At 26.7% G+C, this 19,381-nt stretch carries 18 protein-coding genes; 16 read left to right on the top strand and 2 right to left on the bottom strand.

Annotation, left to right across the window (positions count from 1 at the left end):
• Positions 1–135 precede the first annotated feature (135 nt).
• From ACYUET_RS12990 to iadA, 6 genes are all read left to right on the top strand, one after another.
• Positions 136–1,170, top strand: a complete 1,035-nt coding sequence (locus ACYUET_RS12990; protein ID WP_460280254.1) for a ribonucleotide-diphosphate reductase subunit beta — start codon at positions 136–138, stop codon at positions 1,168–1,170.
• A gap of 180 nt (positions 1,171–1,350) precedes the next feature.
• Positions 1,351–2,970 (top strand): phosphoenolpyruvate--protein phosphotransferase, encoded by a 1,620-nt coding sequence (gene ptsP, locus ACYUET_RS12985; RefSeq protein WP_460280252.1) that lies wholly within the window; start codon positions 1,351–1,353, stop codon positions 2,968–2,970.
• Between the two features lie 210 nt (positions 2,971–3,180).
• Positions 3,181–3,714 (top strand): chromate transporter, encoded by a 534-nt coding sequence (locus ACYUET_RS12980; RefSeq protein WP_460280250.1) that lies wholly within the window; start codon positions 3,181–3,183, stop codon positions 3,712–3,714.
• Positions 3,715–3,720: 6 nt separating this feature from the next.
• Positions 3,721–4,245, top strand: coding sequence for a chromate transporter (locus tag ACYUET_RS12975; protein ID WP_460280248.1), 525 nt, complete (start codon positions 3,721–3,723; stop codon positions 4,243–4,245).
• Between the two features lie 142 nt (positions 4,246–4,387).
• The gene (locus ACYUET_RS12970; protein WP_460280247.1) at positions 4,388–5,641 is read left to right on the top strand and encodes a tetratricopeptide repeat protein; all 1,254 of its coding nucleotides are present in this window, start codon (positions 4,388–4,390) and stop codon (positions 5,639–5,641) included.
• Between the two features lie 112 nt (positions 5,642–5,753).
• A complete protein-coding gene (gene iadA, locus ACYUET_RS12965; protein ID WP_460280245.1) occupies positions 5,754–6,929 on the top strand; it encodes a beta-aspartyl-peptidase in 1,176 nt (391 codons plus the stop codon).
• 138 nt (positions 6,930–7,067) lie between these two features.
• On the opposite strand, the gene ACYUET_RS12960 is transcribed toward iadA, so the two are convergent.
• Together ACYUET_RS12960 and ACYUET_RS12955 are read right to left on the bottom strand one after the other, a co-directional pair.
• Positions 7,068–7,679, bottom strand: a complete 612-nt coding sequence (locus ACYUET_RS12960) for a cell wall hydrolase (protein ID WP_460280243.1) — start codon at positions 7,677–7,679, stop codon at positions 7,068–7,070.
• Positions 7,680–7,748: 69 nt separating this feature from the next.
• Positions 7,749–8,726, bottom strand: coding sequence for a hypothetical protein (locus tag ACYUET_RS12955; RefSeq protein ID WP_460280241.1), 978 nt, complete (start codon positions 8,724–8,726; stop codon positions 7,749–7,751).
• 179 nt (positions 8,727–8,905) lie between these two features.
• On the opposite strand from ACYUET_RS12955, the gene cdaA reads away from it, so the two are divergent.
• The 10 genes from cdaA (at position 8,906) to ACYUET_RS12905 (ending at position 19,242) form a co-directional block, all read left to right on the top strand.
• Positions 8,906–9,760, top strand: a complete 855-nt coding sequence (gene cdaA / locus ACYUET_RS12950; protein ID WP_460280239.1) for a diadenylate cyclase CdaA — start codon at positions 8,906–8,908, stop codon at positions 9,758–9,760.
• Positions 9,730–10,965, top strand: a complete 1,236-nt coding sequence (locus tag ACYUET_RS12945; protein ID WP_460280237.1) for a CdaR family protein — start codon at positions 9,730–9,732, stop codon at positions 10,963–10,965. The genes cdaA and ACYUET_RS12945 overlap by 31 nt, the downstream gene beginning before the upstream one ends.
• 110 nt (positions 10,966–11,075) lie before the next feature.
• The gene (locus tag ACYUET_RS12940) at positions 11,076–12,668 is read left to right on the top strand and encodes an NAD(P)/FAD-dependent oxidoreductase (RefSeq protein WP_460280235.1); all 1,593 of its coding nucleotides are present in this window, start codon (positions 11,076–11,078) and stop codon (positions 12,666–12,668) included.
• Between the two features lie 156 nt (positions 12,669–12,824).
• Positions 12,825–13,730 (top strand): phosphate butyryltransferase, encoded by a 906-nt coding sequence (gene ptb, locus ACYUET_RS12935; RefSeq protein ID WP_460280233.1) that lies wholly within the window; start codon positions 12,825–12,827, stop codon positions 13,728–13,730.
• Between the two features lie 31 nt (positions 13,731–13,761).
• On the top strand, positions 13,762–14,829 hold the full coding sequence (buk, locus tag ACYUET_RS12930; protein ID WP_460280230.1) for a butyrate kinase: 1,068 nt from the start codon (positions 13,762–13,764) through the stop codon (positions 14,827–14,829).
• A gap of 613 nt (positions 14,830–15,442) precedes the next feature.
• Complete coding sequence (locus ACYUET_RS12925) at positions 15,443–15,916, top strand: HD domain-containing protein (protein WP_460280228.1); 474 nt, start codon at positions 15,443–15,445, stop codon at positions 15,914–15,916.
• Positions 15,917–15,930: 14 nt separating this feature from the next.
• Positions 15,931–16,740 (top strand): dihydropteroate synthase, encoded by an 810-nt coding sequence (gene folP / locus ACYUET_RS12920; protein ID WP_460280226.1) that lies wholly within the window; start codon positions 15,931–15,933, stop codon positions 16,738–16,740.
• Positions 16,741–16,752: 12 nt separating this feature from the next.
• The gene (gene folK, locus ACYUET_RS12915; protein ID WP_460280224.1) at positions 16,753–17,574 is read left to right on the top strand and encodes a 2-amino-4-hydroxy-6-hydroxymethyldihydropteridine diphosphokinase; all 822 of its coding nucleotides are present in this window, start codon (positions 16,753–16,755) and stop codon (positions 17,572–17,574) included.
• Positions 17,575–18,031: 457 nt separating this feature from the next.
• Entirely contained in the window at positions 18,032–18,865 is an 834-nt protein-coding gene (locus ACYUET_RS12910) for an AIM24 family protein (RefSeq protein ID WP_460280222.1), read from the top strand.
• An 80-nt stretch (positions 18,866–18,945) separates the two neighbouring features.
• Complete coding sequence (locus tag ACYUET_RS12905) at positions 18,946–19,242, top strand: YerC/YecD family TrpR-related protein (protein ID WP_460280220.1); 297 nt, start codon at positions 18,946–18,948, stop codon at positions 19,240–19,242.
• Positions 19,243–19,381 lie beyond the last annotated feature (139 nt).

Genomic DNA, 19,381 nt, shown 5'->3' with positions numbered 1-19,381 from the left:
GAATAAAAAGTGAAACGATTGAGTCCAAAAGTGAGTGTCCAAATTTTATATTTGGTTACACGGACTTTCACAGAGAACGGAGTGAGTCAAGTTTCATAATAGTTTTATAGTTTAAAGAAATGGGAGAGATAATATATGCAAGTAAATAAAAAACCACTTTTCAATGAATTTGGAGATCAAGAACCAAGATTAAAAAAAATAATTAACGGAAATACAACAAATTTAAATGATTTTAATAATATGAAATATACATGGGCATCAGATTGGTATAGACAAAGCATGAATAACTTTTGGATACCGGAAGAAATTAATCTTGCTCAAGATTTAAAGGATTATAAAAACTTATTAAAGGAAGAGAGAACTGCATATAATAAAATATTATCTTTTTTAATATTTTTAGATTCAATACAAACAGCCAATTTAGGTAATATAAATAATTATATTACAGCTAGCGAAATAAATTTATGTTTAACGATTCAAAGTTTCCAAGAAGCTGTGCATTCTCAAAGTTATAGTTATATGCTTGATAGTATTTGTTCTCCAGAAGAAAGAAATGAAATACTTTATCAATGGAAATATGATGAAATTCTACTTAATAGAAATAAATTTATAGGAGATTTATATAATGAGTTTATAAATAATCCTACAGAATATAATTTAATAAAAACTGTAATGGCTAATTATATTTTAGAAGGGATATATTTCTATTCTGGATTCATGTTTTTCTACAATTTGGAAAGGAATGGAAAAATGACTGGTTCCGCTCAAGAAATTAGATATATAAATAGAGATGAAAATACTCATCTTTGGCTTTTTAGAAACATAATAAAAGAATTACAAAGTGAAATACCTAATTTATTTACAGAAGAATTAAAAAATGAATTAAAAGAAATGATGAAAATAGGTGTAGAAAACGAAATTTTATGGGGACACTATGTTATAGGAGATAAAATTCAAGGAATCAATAAGAAGCTAATTGAGGATTATATAAAGTATTTAGGTAATAAAAGATTAAAAGAGATAAATTTAGAACCTTTATTTGAAGGTTATAATGAAAATCCTGCAAAGTGGGTTGATATAGTATCTAATTCTAATTCTGTTAAAACAGATTTTTTTGAAGCAAAATCTACAGCTTATGCAAAAGCTTCTTATTTAATTGATGATTTATAAACAAATTTAAATAAATTTGAATGTTTTTCAACAAAATATATTAAAATTTTTAAAACTTATGTTATAATAATTGAAGTTAGGTTTTAAGTTAAAGGTTATCAAGAATAGGATTTAAGTTAAATTTTAGTAATATTAGCAAAAAAATAGATATAATTTTAATTTCGAGGAGGAGTTTTAAAAATGAAAAAAGGTATTGCTGCTTCTAAAGGATATGCAATAGGAAAAGTATTTTTAAATGAAAATGAAGAAATAATTATAACAGACGCAAAAATTTCAGATGTATCTTTTGAAAAAGAAAAATTACAAAAGGCTTTAGATGACTCTAAGTCACAATTAGAAGTTATTAAAGTTAAAGCAGAAAAGGAAATGGGATCAGAGAAAGCAGCAGTTTTTGAAGCTCATATTACATTATTAGATGACCCAGAATTTACTGGAGCAATGCTTAGTGAAATAGAAATGAATAGTCTTAATGGTTTAAAGGCTATAGAAAATGTTACAAATAGTTTTGTTGCTATATTTGAGTCTATGGATAACGATTATATGAGAGAAAGAGCTGCAGATATTAAAGATGTATCTAAGAGAATAATATCTAATTTTGCAGGTAAAGGTGGAGACGCATTTGCTATTACTGAAAATAACACAGTAGTTGTTGCACATGATTTAACACCATCTGATACAGCTCAATTAGATAGAAGTAAAGTAGTAGGATTTATTACAAACATAGGTGGAAGAACATCACATGCAGCTATAATGGCTAGAACATTAGAAATTCCAGCAGTACTTGGTCTTGGAGATATAACTACAAGTGTTAAAAATGGAGATATGGTTATAGTTGATGGATTAACTGGAGATGTAATTATAGATCCATCAGAAGATGTTTTAGCAGAATATAAAGCTAAACAAGAAAAGTTTAAAAAAGAACAAGAAGAATTAAAGAAATTAATAGATGTTAAAACAACTACTAAATCAGGTAGAAGAATTGAAGTTTGTGGAAACATTGGTAAACCAGAAGATGTTCTTGGTGTTCTAGAAAATGGTGGAGACGGTGTAGGATTATTCAGAACAGAATTCTTATACATGGATAGAGAAAGTGCTCCAACTGAAGAAGAACAATTTGAAAGCTACAAATTTGTTCTTGAAAAAATGGAAGGAAAGCAAGTTGTTATAAGAACTCTTGATATTGGGGGAGATAAGACACTTCCTTACTTACCATTACCAGAAGAAATGAATCCTTTCTTAGGATATAGAGCTATAAGACTTTGTTTAGATAGAAAAGAAATCTTTAAAGTTCAATTAAGAGCATTATTAAGAGCTTCTATATACGGAAATCTTTGTGTAATGTTCCCAATGATTTCAGGATTAGAAGAATTCCAACAAGCTAAAGAAGTTGTTGAAGAATGTAAAGCTGAATTAAAATCTGAAGGAAAAAGTTTCTCAGAAAGTATTCAATGGGGTATTATGGTTGAAATCCCAGCAGCAGCAGTTTATGCTGATGAATTAGCTAAACATGTTGATTTCTTCTCAATAGGAACAAATGATTTAATTCAATATACATTAGCAGCTGATAGAATGAGTGAAAAAGTTTCATATCTTTATAATCCAATGCATCCAGCAGTACTTAGATTAATAAAGATGACTATAGATGGTGCACATAAACATGGAAAATGGGTAGGAATGTGTGGAGAAATGGCTGGAGATGAAGCAGCTATCCCAACATTAGTTGAATATGGATTAGATGAATTTTCAATGAGTGCTACATCAATCTTAAATGCTAAAAAGGTTATGTTAGAACAAGAATAATATTATTGAATTTTAGGTGGAGTTTACTCCACCTTTTTTTTGTTTAAATTAGTTATAAAAGTTTAAACCTATGGAGAAGTTATATAAAAAAGTAGAGTTATAATTTATTTTAAATTTTATAAGTTAATAATATGATTTATTTAATGATAAAATAGTAATATTAAAATTATTTTAACATAATTGATATAAAATAATTGAGGAGGAAAATAAATGGAAAAAATATTAGAAATGTTTATAGCATTTTTTAAAATAGGAGCTTTTACGTTTGGTGGAGGATATGCAATGATTCCGTTAATCGAGCAAGAAGTTGTAATAAATAAAAAATGGATAGATAAAGATGAGTTCATGGATATTTTAGTTGTATCCCAAAGTTTACCAGGCGCATTAGCTGTTAACTGTTCACTCTTTATTGGACAAAAAATCGGTGGAATGATAGGTCAAATTATTGCAGTATTAGCAGTAACATTACCTTCATTTTTCATAATACTTATTATTGCAAGTGTATTTATTCAGTTTAGAGATAATTATTTTGTTAATTTAGCATTTAAGGGGATAAACGCAGCAGTACCAATGCTTGTATTGTTTGGAGTTATAAGTTTATCAAAAGGAGTAAAGAAAAATTTAAATACATTAGTAATGATTTTAGTAGGTCTTATTGCTTTAATTATTTTTGATATACATCCAGTTATTGTTATTTTAGCTTCTGCTATATACGGAATTATTTTTTTAAGAGAGAAGGTGTAGTAGACAATGATATTAATAAAATTATTTTTATCTTTTTTAAAAATAGGAACTTTTAGTTTTGGTGGAGGATATGCAATGATACCTTTTATTCAAAAGGAAATCATTGATAATAATGGATGGTTAACGGTAAATAATTTTATAGATATTATAGGAATATCACAGATGACACCAGGTCCAGTAGCTATAAATTCAGCGACATTTGTAGGGTTTAAAGTAGCAGGGGTGATGGGAAGTATATTTGCAACAATTGGTGTTATAACTACATCTTTTATATTAGTTAGTATAGTATCTAGAACGTTAAGTAAATTTAAAGATTCTAAAGTTTTAAAGGCAGCATTGCTTGGTATGCGTCCTATACTTATTGCATTAATACTTCAAGCTTTCTTTAACCTAGCAAAAGAGGCTTATGTTGATATAAAGTCAGTAGTTATTACATTTATAATAGCAGGAATGCTTTTATCTAAAAAAGTACATCCAATAATATCAATAATTTTTTCTGGAGTATTAGGTATTATCTTTTGGAGTTTTTAGACGATATATATTACAGTACTTGTATAATATAACTATGTTAATATAATAAAGATATTATTACATTTTTTGTTATTATAATATTCTTATGATTAGCATTAAATATATTTTACATAGAAAAAACTAATATAACGGGGGTAAATGGATGGATAAGAAGTGTAAGAGGCTTTATGATAAAGCTATAAGATATTATCAAACGGGAGAAATAAATAAAGCATTAGAAGTATGTGAAGAGGCTTTATCATATAGTTTGAAAAATTCTTCAATATTAAATTTAAAAGGGATTTTATTATATCAAAAAGGAAGCTTAGATGGAGCAATTACAGTTTGGAAAATAAACAAAGATTTTAATGATGATGGTATGGCTAAAACCTATTTAAGAGATACACAAGAAGATAAACGTAGAAGTGAATTGTATTTATTAGGAGAAAAAAAGTTAAAAGATTTAAATATAGATGATGCAATAAACATATTTCAACAATGCTTAGAAAGTGATTTTAATTCTATAAAGGTAAATACAGCATTGGCATTGTGTTACCAAAAAAAAGGTGATTTTATTAAGTGTATAAATCATATGGAAAAAGCTCTTAGTTTAGATAAAAAATCTAAAATAGCTAATCAAATCAGAAAAGAACTAATAGAGGTTAAAGCATATAAAGGTACAAATCGGAAATTATGGATTTCTATAATATCATTAGTTATATTATTAACAGTAATCACAATTACATATACTTTTTATAAAGCTTCAACTATTAACAAAGAAATTAATAATCCTTCAATTGAGGCATTACCGAATAATACTTTAGAAAATACAAAAGATAATAATGAAGAAGAAACTATAAAGGAAGAGAAAGACGAGAATGTAAGTGATGTAACAAAGAAAAAATCTATTAATATTAATAAATTAAAAGAAGCATTAGATAAAAATGATTTAGATACTATTTATTCGGAATTAGACAATGTAAATGAAAATGATATTGAAAATAATGATAAGGGAACATATAGAAATGCAATTAATATATTAAAAACTACAGGTGTAGAAAACTTTTATGAAAAAGCTATGAATGAATTTAACTTAAAAAATTATGAAAATGCAAATATAGAATTTCAAAAGGCATATAAATATTGTGAAGAGAGTTATTTGAAAGAACATATAATATTTTATAGAGCTGTTACATTAGAAAATGTTAAAAATAATGAAGAAGCGATTAAAATGTATGATGAATATTATAATAAATATCCTAATGGTGAATATGCTGATAATGCATTATATAATGTAGCAATGTTAACTAAGGAAACTAATAAAGAAAAAAGTTTATATTATGCAAATAAATTAAAAGATAAATTTCCAAACTCTATTTATTTTAATCAAAACATCATAAGTATCCTAAATAATTAAGGAAAACTAAAGTAATATCTATATTTTGAGTGAATATTTATATTTTAGTATAAAACCCATGCACAGGAAAATTTACTAAAGAACTCTAAAATAATAACTAGGATGTGATAATTTGATATCAATAATTAAAAATATTAAAGTATATTCTCCCGAATATATTGGGATAAGAGATATTGTATTGGCTGGTGGAAAGATAGAAGGAGTATATGATAAATTAAATATTCCAAATGATTTTATTGATACAAATGTTATTGATGGAAGTGGTAAGATCGCATTTCCTGGATTTATAGATTCTCATGTTCATATACTTGGAGGTGGGGGAGAAGGTGGATACAAAACAAGGACACCAGAAATTCAACTTTCACAATTAACTAGATATGGAGTTACTACAGTTATTGGATGTATAGGAACTGATGGAGTTTGTAGAGATATTAAATCTTTAATAGCTAAGGTTAAATCATTAAATGAGGAAGGAATATCAGCTTACTGTTACACTGGGTCATATGATGTGCCAGTTAGGACCTTAACAGGATTTATTAAAGAGGATATAATGCTAGTTCAAGAAATTATAGGCGTTGGAGAAATAGCAATATCTGATAACAGGAGTTCACAGCCAACATATGAAAATTTTGTTGAATTAGTTGCTGAAGCAAGAGTTGGTGGTATGTTATCCAGTAAGTCTGGAGTGGTAAACATACATGTTGGAGATGGTAGAAGAAGGCTAGATTATTTATTTAGAATATTAGAAAATACAGAAATACCATCATCTCAATTATTTCCGACTCATATAAATAGAAATATAGAACTATTTAAAGAGGGATTGGAATATGCAAAAAGAGGTGGATTTATAGATCTAACTACAAGCTGTGATCTAGAGTTTATGGAAAATGGTGAATTAAGGGCGGCAGATGGATTAAAGGAGTTTTTAGATTCAGGATTACCAATATCTAATATAACATTTACATCAGATGGAAATGGAAGTATGCCTAAATTTAATAAGGAAAAAGAGTTAATAGGACTTGGAATTTGTACCGTAGAATCTCTATATAGAGAAGTTAAAGAGAGTATAATAAAACATAAGATTCCTATAGAGGATGCTATAAGGGTTATAACATCAAATGTTGCAGATATATTAAAGTTAAATAATAAGGGTAGAATAAATGCAGGCAAAGATGCAGATTTAGTTATAGTAGATGAAAATACATTAAATATAGAAACTGTATTTGCTAATGGAAATAAAATGATAGAAAATGGAAATGTAAAAATTAAAGGGACTTTTGAACAATAGAGATTAATAATCTTTAAAATAAGTTATGTTTTAGAATAACATTTGTATAATAATATGAGTATTATAGAATAATAAGATAAAGAATATAAAAGTACCCTCTCAAATAAATATTTTGAGAGGGTACTTTTATAAGTTTAATTAAGATTTTATTTTGAAGAATGTATGATGCCCTATAGTAGTAATATCTTGTTTTTCTGTTTGACGCATCCAACTACATGTTGCAGTACTTGGATTATAAAAGAATAATGCTTCATTTGTAGGGTCAGACCCTTTTATGGCATCATAAACTGCATCATAACATGATTGATTTGGAGTAGCTTGTATATTACCATTTTTAACACAAGAAAATGCATTTTTTTGTAAAATTACATCTCTTATTGTATTTGGGAATTTAGGGCTTATAGCACGGTTTAAAACAACTGATGCTACAGCAATTTTCCCAGCATATGGTTCACCAATACTTTCAGCACAGACTAGTCTAGCCATCAATTCAATATCATCTTCCGTTATATAGAGTTTATGAGTGTCATGACTAAATACTTCTATAATAGGTTCATCTTGAGTATGTTCATTTTCTTTATTAAATTGTATTTGATATTGTATAGTATTTAAATAAATTTCATTAATTGTCTTCTTAACAAGAATATTATTATAAAAACTTTTACCTAATACTTGTGCATAAGCAGTAGTATTTATAACGGAAAGATATAGCACTAAAAATATTATGAAAATGCTATACGTTTTTTTCATGAAAAATCCTCCTTTGGCATGATTCAATCCAATAGTATTATTGCCAAAAAAGATACTTATATGCACAATTTAGTTTTTATATGAGGATATTGAGTTTTTGAAAGCATCAAGATATTCTAAAAAAGTTGAATATTTATTGGCTGTATCTTCATATAAGCTTTCAACATTTTCTTTTTTATTAGAAGGTAAATTAATTTCAGTTTTTATATTATTTTCTAAAGAATTTATATATGATTCAAATGAATTTAGCATTTCTTCTAATGATTCATAACATTTATCAGCACCAATTGGTATAGAAATAGAATAAGATTTATTTTTGATATCATTAAAAGAAGAACGTTTATTGTTAATATCACAAAGTAATATAGATAAATCTCTATTATCCTCTCGTATTTTAGATATAGCTGGTCTGAAATCATCTTGTAAACTTGTAAAATTATTAAGGATGTGATTCATATTATAAATAAAATCACGCTTTTGTTCATCGTAAATATCCTTTTCTCTATTACTTTTATAAACTTGGTTAACATATCTATTTATATTTGAAAAAAATATATTTGCTTCTTTAGGAAATGAAATAACTAATCCTTTTTTTGATAGATTATCTGTAGCGAGTAAAACATCTTTTTCACTCTTTATTAAATCTTCATATAATTTTTCAAAATTTTCAGCATTCCTATTGTTTAAAATGGCTAAACTAGAATTATATAATTTTAAGTTTAATTGAGAATAATCATAAAGTTGATCTTTTAATGTTTCTAAATTTCTATCATTTAATTTTAAAGTACTTAAATTAACAATAGATTTATTTAATGAAGATTTATTAGAGTCCAATAATTTGCAAGCTGATGAAGAATGAAAAGTACCATCTTTTTCTTTAGATTTTAAAGAAGAATTTAAATGTACTATATTTTTAGACACTTGATTGAGTTTATTTAAGTCTTTATTTTTTAAAAATAAAGTGAATAATACTATTAGAAAAATTATAGAAATAGTTATTGTAATTAAAATTTTTAATGATTTTTTATTTATAGGTATATTAAACATAAATCCCTCCGCATTATTTAATAGAATAATTTTAGTTACTTAATATTACTTATATTAAGTAGAGTAAAAAATTATTATAAAAATAAGGAATTTTTAATAAAATAGTAATTCTCTCTATATATAAACAGGATAATGTTTAGTGTATAATTTTATATAGACAAATAAGCGAGGTGATGGCAGTGGAAGAATTTATATCACTAATAATGAAAAATATAAGTACTATGTCTTTATGGTCAATATTAGATATTCTTGTAGTATCATTTATATTTTATAAGGGATATATGCTTATAAAAGAAACAAGAGCTGAACAGTTATTAAAAGGAATAGTATTAATTATTGTTCTTATTCCTATTAGTTATTTATTAAAATTAGATATGTTATATTTTATTTTAAACAAAACATTAACAATTGGAGTATTATCTGTAATCATAATTTTTCAACCTGAAATAAGAAGAGCTTTAGAACATATTGGTAGATCAGCTTTTGAAGATATACATTATATAGATGATAAAGAAACTAGAGATATTGTAATTAATGAGATTGTAAATGCTGTTGAGAATTTAGCAGAAACTAAAACCGGTGCATTAATTGTAATAGAACAAAAAACAGGACTTGGAGATTTAATTGCATCAGGAACAATATTAGATGCAAATGTAACATCTAATCTTTTAGAAAATATATTTGTAGTAAACACACCGTTACATGATGGAGCTACAATCATAAGAAATAGTAGAATAGCAGCATCAGGATGTGTTCTTCCATTAACAAGTAATAATACAATTAATAAAAAATTAGGAACTAGGCATAGAGCTGCCATAGGTCTTTCAGAGGTTTCTGATTCATTAATAATTATTGTATCTGAAGAAACAGGTGTAGTTTCGTTAGCTATAAATGGTAAGTTAAGAAGAGGGTATGATAAAGAAAAATTAAGAAAAGTACTATTAAATATAATTGAAAATAGAAGCAAAAAGAATGTTAAAAGTGCTGGGGAGAGGGTGAAGTCATGGTTAAAAGGAATAAAAATCAAACGTTAGTAGTTAAGTTTTTGTGTATATGTTTATCTTTTGGCTTATGGCTTTATATATCAAATGTAGAGAATCCAGTAAGAACTTATGAAGTAAAGGGGATACCGGTAGAATTAATAAATCAAAGTAGCATTTCAGATGCTAATTTAGCGATTGTACCTGATCAAAAATTTACTGTAGATTTAAGATTAGAGGGTGCTTCAAGTGATTTATATAAAGTTAATCCAGAATCTTTTAAATTGGTAGCTGATATGGGAGCATATGCACTAAAAAGTGGAGAAAATTTAGTTCCTATTCAAGTTATAAGTTATCCTGACAATATTAATATAAAAAATAACGGTTTTTTGGGATTAAAAATAAATTTAGAACAGTTTATATCGAAAGAAGTTGCCTTAAAATCAAAAGTCAGTCTTTCGTTTAATGAAAATATATATAAAAAGGACCAAACTATATCTCCTCAAAAAGTAACTATATCAGGACCAGAGAGTGCAGTTAATAAAGTTAATCAAGGTGTACTGATGGGAGACTTAAAAGGAATAGATAAAGATATACAAAAAAAATACAATATAAAATTTCTAGATGATAGTGGTAAAGAAGTTACAGGAATTACATCAAATTATAATGAAGCAGAATTATCAATTAAAGTTAGTAATGAAAAGGTGGTTCCTATTAATATAAAAACTACAGGAAATTTAAGTGATGGATTATCAATAGCTAGTATGGAATCAAGTTTAAAAGAAGTCCATATAACAGGAGATAATACCGTTTTAAAAGATCTTTCTTCGATTGATACAGAAGAAATTAATTTAAGCAATATTACTGGAGATTCAGAAGTAAATGTAAAGCTGAATTTACCACAAGGCATAACAGTACAACCCAAAGAAGAAAATATAAATGTAAAAATTAAAGTAAATAAAGTAAGTAAAGATTTATCTACAACAAAAGAAGTATCATGTAATGTTGAATATATTAACTTAAATAAAGAATTTACACTTGAATCTAAATCAGAAAATGTAAATGTAACTATTTCCGGAACTCAATCTGATTTAAATGCATATTCCTCAAATAATATTAAGGTAGTAGTAGATTTATCTAATATATCCCAAGAAGGTGTTTTTAAATACACACCTACTGTTACTTTGAATGGAGAGAGTCCAAATATTTCTATAGCATCAGTTAATGAAGTGAATGTATCTATTAAAAAGAAAGTATAAAATGGCCACAGTTTAAACTGTGGTCGTTTTATGATATAATCGTTTAAACTTATAATTATACTAACTAAGTACTTAAAATAATTATATGAAGGAATATAGGTGATAATTTTATGAGTATAAGAATAAACAATTTAAATTTAAATATAGATGATGGATTAGATATTTTAAAAGATAAAATATGCAAAAAGTTAAAGATATCTAAAGAGGATATAAAAGAATTTAATATAATAAAAGAAAGTTTAGATGCAAGAAAAAAAAATGAAATAAAATTTAATTATTGTGTAGATATTAAATGTAATAAGGAAAAAAAAATACTTTCTAATATAAAAGATAAAGATGTTAAATTTCAAAAAGATTCAATTAAATTAGAACTTAAAAGAGGAGATAAAAAACTTAATAATAGACCTGTTATTGTTGGTTTTGGTCCTGCAGGTATTTTTGCAGCATTAACATTAGCTAGAAATGGATACAAACCTATTATATTTGAACGTGGAGAAGATGTAGATAATAGATCAAAAACAGTTAATAAATTTTGGGAAAGTGGAAAATTAAACACGGAATCAAACGTTCAATTTGGAGAAGGTGGAGCAGGAACATTTTCAGATGGAAAATTAACAACAAGAATTAAAGATAATAGATGTGGTTATATTTTAGATGAATTTATAAAAGCAGGAGCACCATCAGAAATTAAATATTTAAATAAACCACATGTTGGAACTGATATTTTAAAGAATGTTGTTAAAAATATAAGAGAAGAGATAATAAAACTTGGAGGGGAGGTTCATTTTAATTCCAAATTAGAAGATATAAAATATGAAAATAACATATTAAAAAGCATAATAGTGAACGGAAAAGAAATACAATGTGAAATATTAGTATTAGCTATAGGACACAGTTCGAGAGATACATATGAAATGTTATATAACCAAGGAATTTCAATAGAAGCTAAAGCTTTTGCAATAGGTGTTAGAATAGAACATCCGCAAGAACTAATAAATATAAGCCAATATGGTAAATTTCATAATCATCCAAGATTAAAATCAGCAGAATACAGGTTAACGTATCAAAGTGAAAAATTAAAAAGAGGAGTATATTCTTTTTGTATGTGTCCAGGAGGAACAGTAGTTGCGTCAGCATCTGAAGAGGGAAGATTAGTATCTAATGGAATGAGTTATCATGCAAGAGATTTAGAAAATGCTAATTCAGCGTTAGTTGTAACAGTTTCACCAGAAGATTTTAAGGGCGATTCACCTTTAAGAGGAATGGAATTTCAAAGACATTATGAAAAATTAGCATTTGATTTAGGTGGTGGAGATTATAAAGCCCCAATACAACTTTTAGGGGATTTTATGAATGATAGACCAAGTACTAAATTAGGTGAAGTTAAACCAAGTTATTCACCAGGATATGAATTTAGAGAATTAAAAAATTGTTTACCTAGTTATGTTGTTGAAGGATTGAAAGAAGGGATTAAAGATTTTTCAAACAAAATAAGTGGTTATGGAAGAGAAGATGCTGTATTAACAGGTATAGAAACAAGAACATCGGCTCCAGTTAGAATACATAGAGATAAAAGTTTAAAAAGTGTAACTGTTTCAGGCATATATCCAACAGGAGAAGGTGCTGGATTTGCAGGTGGAATAATATCATCAGCTGTTGATGGAATTAAAGTTGCAGAAAGTATAATAAGTGAATTTAGATAATAATTGAATAGTCTCAATATTCTAAAAAATAGCATTTTAATTTTTTTTTTGTTACAATAAATATAAGGATAAAAAGTTAATTAATACAAGATTAATAATATTAAAAATTAATATAAATATATCGAATTTATTATAGAATAAAGAGGTGCATATACTATGAGTAAAAACTTTGATGATTTATTATCTAAATTAAAAGCAGCAAAGAAGAAAAAGTTATCAGTTGCAGTAGCACAAGATGAACCAGTATTAGAAGCAGTAATGGAAGCTAAGGCAAAAGGTATAGCTGATGCAATTTTAGTTGGTGACCAAGAAAAAATAAGAACAATAGCAGAAAAAATAAAAATGGATTTAACACAATTTGAAATAATCCATGAACCAGATACTAAAAAAGCAGCTTTATTTGCAGTTCAATTAGTATCAAGTGGAAGAGCTGATATGGTTATGAAAGGTTTAGTAGATACTGCTACTTTTTTAAGAAGTGTTCTTAATAAAGAAGTAGGTCTTAGAACTGGAAAAGTAATGTCTCATGTAGCAGTATTTGAAGTTGAAGGAATTGATAGATTAATATTTTTAACAGACGCAGCATTTAATACTTACCCAGATTTAAAAGCTAAAATTCAAATATTAAATAATGCTGTAACAGTAGCTCATGCATGTGGAATAGAAATTCCAAAAGTTGCACCAGTTTGTGCAGTTGAGGTTGTTAATCCGGATATGCCAGCAACAATAGATGCTTCATTACTTACAACAATGAATAATAGAGGGCAAATAAAAGGATGTATAGTTGATGGGCCTTTAGCTTTAGATAATGCATTATCATTAGAAGCAGCACATCATAAGGGAATAACAGGACCAGTAGCAGGATTAGCTGATATTATATTACTACCTAATATTGAGACTGGTAATGTAATGTATAAATGTTTAACTTACACATCAAAGAGTAAAAATGGTGGTTTATTAGTGGGAACATCAGCACCAGTTATATTAACATCAAGAGCTGATAGTTTTGAAACAAAAGTACATTCTATAGCATTAGCAGCTTTAGTTGCTGAAAATGCTTAATAGAAATAAATATCGTTTGGGGGAAAGTATAATGGCATACAAATTATTAATTATTAATCCAGGTTCAACATCAACAAAAATTGGTGTTTATGAGGATGAAAAAGAATTATTTGAAGAAACATTAAGACACACAAATGAAGAAATAAAGAGATATGATACAATATATGGTCAATTTGAATTTAGAAAAGAAGTAATATTAAAAGTTCTTAATGAAAAGAATTTTGATATAAAAACTTTAAGTGCAGTTGTTGGTAGAGGTGGAATGCTTAAACCAGTAGAAGGCGGAACTTATTCTGTTAATGATGCTATGGTAGAAGATTTAAAGATAGGTGTTCAAGGACCACATGCTTCAAATCTTGGTGGAATAATAGCTAAATCAATAGCAGATGAATTAAATATACCATCATTTATAGTAGATCCAGTTGTTACTGATGAATTAGATGATGTAGCTAGATTATCAGGAGTTCCTGAACTTCCAAAGAAGAGTAAATTCCATGCATTAAATCAAAAAGCAGTTGCTAAGAGATATGGAAAAGAAACTGGAAAAGGATATGAAAATCTAAATCTTGTAGTTGTTCACATGGGTGGAGGAGTTTCAGTTGGAGCTCACAAACATGGAAAAGTTGTAGATGTTAACAATGCATTAGATGGAGATGGTCCATTTTCACCAGAAAGAGCTGGAACAGTTCCAGTAGGTGATTTAATTAAAATGTGCTTTAGCGGAAAATACAATGAATCAGAAGTATATACTAAAGTAGTTGGAAAAGGTGGATTTGTTGGATATTTAAACACTAACGATGTTAAAGGTGTTATAGATAAAATGGAAGCTGGAGATAAAGAATGTGAAAAAATTTATAAAGCATTTGTTTATCAAATAACAAAATGTATTGGAGAAATGTCAGCTGCATTAAATGGTAAAGTAGACCAAATTATACTTACTGGCGGAATTGCATATTCACCAACATTAGTTCCAGATTTAAAATCAAATGTTGAATGGATAGCACCTGTTACTGTTTATCCAGGAGAAGATGAGTTATTAGCATTAGCACAAGGCGCTATAAGAGTGTTAAGTGGAGAAGAGAAAGCTAAAGAATATTAGAAAAAAATAGGCAAGGGTGTCTCATTTAATGATTCAATAGAATCATTTTGAGACATCCTTTTTATTTTACTATGTTTTAAGTACATGTTGATATTATAGTATAAATAAAGTTCTTAGTCTCAGTGAAACTTGCTTTCAACTGAGAGTTAGAAATTGTTATCCAGGAGCGTGCAGCTGTTATGAAGTTACAGATGCTAGCTATCGGATAAAGTTCATGGACAGAATTGAAATAGGAAACTCTACTCATGTACATTCGTGGAGTAAGTTTGAAGAACCAAATATAAAATGCACTCTGTGAAAGTTCGAAGGACCAAATATAAAATTTGGATTCTCACTTTTTGACTCTCACTTAAGAGATTATAATGAAGTTAAAAATGTAATTTATTACCGTAGATAATATAATGAATAAAAGATAGAATATATTAAAAATAAATTTATCTTATAATGGCAAAATTATTAAGGAGATTATGAGGGAAGATATAAATTATATTGTTAATTATGATAACGGTCTAATATAAGAGAAAGGAGGAAGTTACAAGAAAATAAATAATATTATTCAAGTAATAAAAATAGTTATTATGAAGCTTTATAAATTTTTTGTAACGGTAAAACTATGAATAGAGTAAACAATATTTTAAATGATGAAAAATATATATATTATTTAAAACGGAATAAACAATATGAGATAACTAGACAATTCTGCAAACATAATTTAGAACATTTTTTAGATGTAGCAAGAATTGCAGAGCAAATAAATTTAGAAAAAAATTTAGGGTTTTCAAAGGAAATTATATATACAACTGCAATATTACATGATATAGGTAGATCATTTCAATATGAAAACGGTACACCTCATGAAATAGCTTCTTGGGATGTTGGAAAGTATTTTCTAGAAAAATATAAGTTTAATGAAGAAGAAATTAAACTTATAAAACTTGGAATACTAGGACATAGAGATAAAGAAAGTAAAGGATTTTCAAATCTTATTTATAAGGCAGATAAACTTTCTAGATTGTGTATTACTTGTGATGCTATAAATGAGTGTAATTGGAGCGAAGAAAAGAGAAATAATAATATATATTATTAGGGGGTTAATACATAATGAAAATAGGAAATAAAGAGTTTAAAATTGGTGAAAAAACATATATTATGGGGATATTAAATTTTACTCCAGATTCTTTTTCAGATGGAGGAAAATTCAATAATATTGATGTTGCATTAAACCATGTAAAAAAAATGATAGAAGATGGTGCAGATATAATAGATATTGGTGGGGAGTCTACAAGACCAGGACATACAGTTGTAGAGGAAGATGAAGAAATAAATAGAGTTATTCCAATAATAAAAGCTATAAGAGAAAAATTTAATATTCCAATATCTATAGATACATACAAGGCAAAGGTAGCAGAAAAAGCATTAGAAGCTGGAGCAGATCTTATTAATGATGTATGGGGTTTTAAAAAAGATAAAGATATGGCAATAGTTGCTGCAAAATATAATGTGCCTTGTTGCTTAATGCATAATAGAGATAATAAAGATTATAAGAATTTAATTCAAGATATATTAAATGATTTAAAGGAAAGTATAAATCTAGCAAAGGAAGCTGGAGTAAAAGATAAAAATATAATATTAGATCCAGGAATAGGATTTGCAAAAACTTATGAGCAAAATATAGAAGTTATGAACAATTTAGAAAAATTTAAAGAATTAGGATATCCAATACTATTAGGTACATCAAGAAAATCTATGATAGGACTTACTCTTGATTTGCCAGTAGAAGAGAGGGTAGAAGGTACGGTAGCTACAACAGTTATTGGAATAATGAAAGATGCTTGTGATTTTGTAAGGGTTCATGATGTATTAGAAAACTCAAGAGCAGCAAAAATGACTGATGCAATTGTAAGAAGATAGGATGGATGAATTTTGGATAAAATGTATATAAAAAATTTAGAGCTCTTTGGTTTTCACGGAGTTTTTGAAGAGGAAAAAAGACTAGGACAAAAATTTATATTATCTTTAGAACTTGATTTAGATTTAAAAGTAGCAGGAAGAACAAGAAATTTAACAAAATCAGTACATTATGGTGAGTTATGTGAAAAGATAGAAAAAGAATTTTTAAGAGAGTCTTATGATCTTATAGAGACTGTAGCTTTAAATTTAGCTGATTTTATTCTTAATGAATATAAAATAATAAATGGAGTTAAGGTATTCTTAAAAAAACCTTGGGCACCAGTTAAAAAGCATTTAGATACTGTTGAAATAATGATTGAAAGAAGAAGGCACAAAGTATATATAGGTTTAGGATCTAATATTGGAGATAAAGAAAATAATTTAAATGAAGCGATAAATAAAATATCAAAAGAAAAAAATATTTTAATAACAAAGCAATCAACATTTATAATAACAAAGCCATGGGGATATTTAGAACAAGAAGATTTTTTAAATTCAGTTATAGAAATAGAAACAACACTAGAACCGGAAGAACTTATGGAATCATTACTCAAAATTGAACAAGAATTAAAGAGAAATAGGGTAGTAAAGTGGGGCCCAAGAACAATAGATTTAGATATACTTATATATGATGATGTAATTTCATCCAATGAAAAAATAATTCTTCCACATCCAAGAATGCATGAAAGAGAATTTGTATTAGAATCATTAAATGAAATAGCACCATACCTTATGCATCCTGTACTTAATAAAAGGATTTTTACTTTATTTGAAGAACTTAAGTTGAAAAATTAGTAATAGTGAATAAAAAAATCTAACATTTTATTTATTAATAATGTTAGATTTTTTAATTTTATGTATAATTTGTCCAGTAAAAGATAAGAGTTATATAATGTAACACAAGTATATAAATAATTATATATATTCTAATTAAATCAAGATATTTATAATTTTTTTATATGATTTTTATAGAAAATTATATCTTTAATTAACACTATCTAGTTAGAAGTGTATATATAATAAAATTTTTACATAAATTTCCCAATGTACTAGTTAATTAATAAATAAACTTTATATATTTTAATTATTAATAAGGTTAGTTAAAATATAAAGAACATGATAATATATATTTTAAAATATGTACATTGTAATGATATAAGGTTGTAAAGTAAGAAATTAGAGATTTTAATTGATAAATAATACAAAGTAGTTTAAGTTATAAAAATATTTTGAAGATGTAAGGAGTATGATTATGAGAAGTTCATTAAATTTTACTAATAAATTAAGTATGTTATCTGAGATGGAAAATGACTCAAAATTTCAAATACTAGAATATAGTTCCTTAAATGGTGCAACAGATGTTGAAACTGCATTTGGATTAAATATAATGAATAAAAGTGGTATAAAATTAAAACAAATAAGAATAATACTTGAAAATAGTGAGGTAAAATTAGAACCAGGAGCTTTAAGTTATATGAAAGGTGATATAGATATAAAAAGCAAAATAGGAGGGGTTATAGGCTTAGGTAAAAAAATACTTACAAGTAAATTAACAGGAGAGACTGTATTTAAAAGTATTTATAAGGGTACAGGAGAAATATTTCTAGAACCGTCATTTGGACATTTTGCATTAATCGAATTAGAAGATGATGAAATAATAGTAGATGATGGACTTTTTTGTGCTTGTGAAGAAGGTGTAGAGGTAGGTGTTGCAGGTCAAAGAAATATATCTTCGGCTTTGCTCGGCAATGATGGATTATATCAAACAAGGATATATGGTAATGGAATTGTAGCATTAGAGATACCGGTTCCGGAAAATGAAATATTTAAATGTATATTAATTGATGATACTTTAAAGGTAGATGGGAATTTTGCAATTTTAAGAACTGGAAATATTGATTTTTCAGTAGAAAAATCATCAAAATCTATTACTGGATCAATAACAAGTGGAGAAGGATTGGTTAATGTATATAGAGGTACAGGAGAAGTGTGGTTAATACCAACTAAAAGTATATATGAGGATATAAGAAATAAGGGTTTAAACGCAATGACTAAATCAAGTAAAGAAATGAATACAGAAGTTTAGCACTTTTTTAGATTAAAGTTGTAAAGAATAATAGGTAAAGTTATAATATAGAAGATAATAATTAATTATGAGGTGAAGATATGAGTTCCGTTGATTCGAAGATTAAAAGTGAAGAAGTAGACTTATTTTTTAAAGGGATTTTACAACTTGAGAATATAGAAGAATGTTATAAATTTTTTGAAGATGTAGCAACGATAAATGAAGTTAAAGCATTAGCACAAAGACTTCATGTTGCAATGCTTCTTAAAAATAAAAAAACATATACAGATATTGCAGAAAAAACAGGTGCAAGTACGGCAACTATAAGCAGAGTTAATAGATGTTTGAACTATGGAAGTGATGGATATAAATTGATATTAGAGAAAATAAAGGAATAAAAATATTGGAGCCACTGTTGTGTATTATAGATTTAATCTCTCTTAAATAATATATATAGAAATAATTACAAAAGTATTAAAACGTTGTAAATATCAATAAAAAATACTATACTATTATAAGAAATAAAATAAAAAATTA

The sequence above is a fragment of the Clostridium sp. CTA-5 genome (assembly GCF_054768135.1).
This window is presented reverse-complemented; position numbering and strand designations above follow the sequence as displayed.

Bases quoted from the DNA above. Each gene is read 5' to 3' on its own strand.
- ACYUET_RS12990 (WP_460280254.1), top strand. From the start codon at position 136: ATGCAAGTAAATAAAAAACCACTTTTCAATGAATTTGGAGATCAAGAA.
- ptsP (WP_460280252.1), top strand. From the start codon at position 1,351: ATGAAAAAAGGTATTGCTGCTTCTAAAGGATATGCAATAGGAAAAGTA.
- ACYUET_RS12980 (WP_460280250.1), top strand. From the start codon at position 3,181: ATGGAAAAAATATTAGAAATGTTTATAGCATTTTTTAAAATAGGAGCT.
- ACYUET_RS12975 (WP_460280248.1), top strand. From the start codon at position 3,721: ATGATATTAATAAAATTATTTTTATCTTTTTTAAAAATAGGAACTTTT.
- ACYUET_RS12970 (WP_460280247.1), top strand. From the start codon at position 4,388: ATGGATAAGAAGTGTAAGAGGCTTTATGATAAAGCTATAAGATATTAT.
- ACYUET_RS12960 (WP_460280243.1), bottom strand. From the start codon at position 7,679: ATGAAAAAAACGTATAGCATTTTCATAATATTTTTAGTGCTATATCTT.
- ACYUET_RS12955 (WP_460280241.1), bottom strand. From the start codon at position 8,726: ATGTTTAATATACCTATAAATAAAAAATCATTAAAAATTTTAATTACA.
- ACYUET_RS12945 (WP_460280237.1), top strand. From the start codon at position 9,730: ATGGTTAAAAGGAATAAAAATCAAACGTTAGTAGTTAAGTTTTTGTGT.
- ACYUET_RS12940 (WP_460280235.1), top strand. From the start codon at position 11,076: ATGAGTATAAGAATAAACAATTTAAATTTAAATATAGATGATGGATTA.
- ptb (WP_460280233.1), top strand. From the start codon at position 12,825: ATGAGTAAAAACTTTGATGATTTATTATCTAAATTAAAAGCAGCAAAG.
- buk (WP_460280230.1), top strand. From the start codon at position 13,762: ATGGCATACAAATTATTAATTATTAATCCAGGTTCAACATCAACAAAA.
- ACYUET_RS12925 (WP_460280228.1), top strand. From the start codon at position 15,443: ATGAATAGAGTAAACAATATTTTAAATGATGAAAAATATATATATTAT.
- folP (WP_460280226.1), top strand. From the start codon at position 15,931: ATGAAAATAGGAAATAAAGAGTTTAAAATTGGTGAAAAAACATATATT.
- ACYUET_RS12910 (WP_460280222.1), top strand. From the start codon at position 18,032: ATGAGAAGTTCATTAAATTTTACTAATAAATTAAGTATGTTATCTGAG.
- ACYUET_RS12905 (WP_460280220.1), top strand. From the start codon at position 18,946: ATGAGTTCCGTTGATTCGAAGATTAAAAGTGAAGAAGTAGACTTATTT.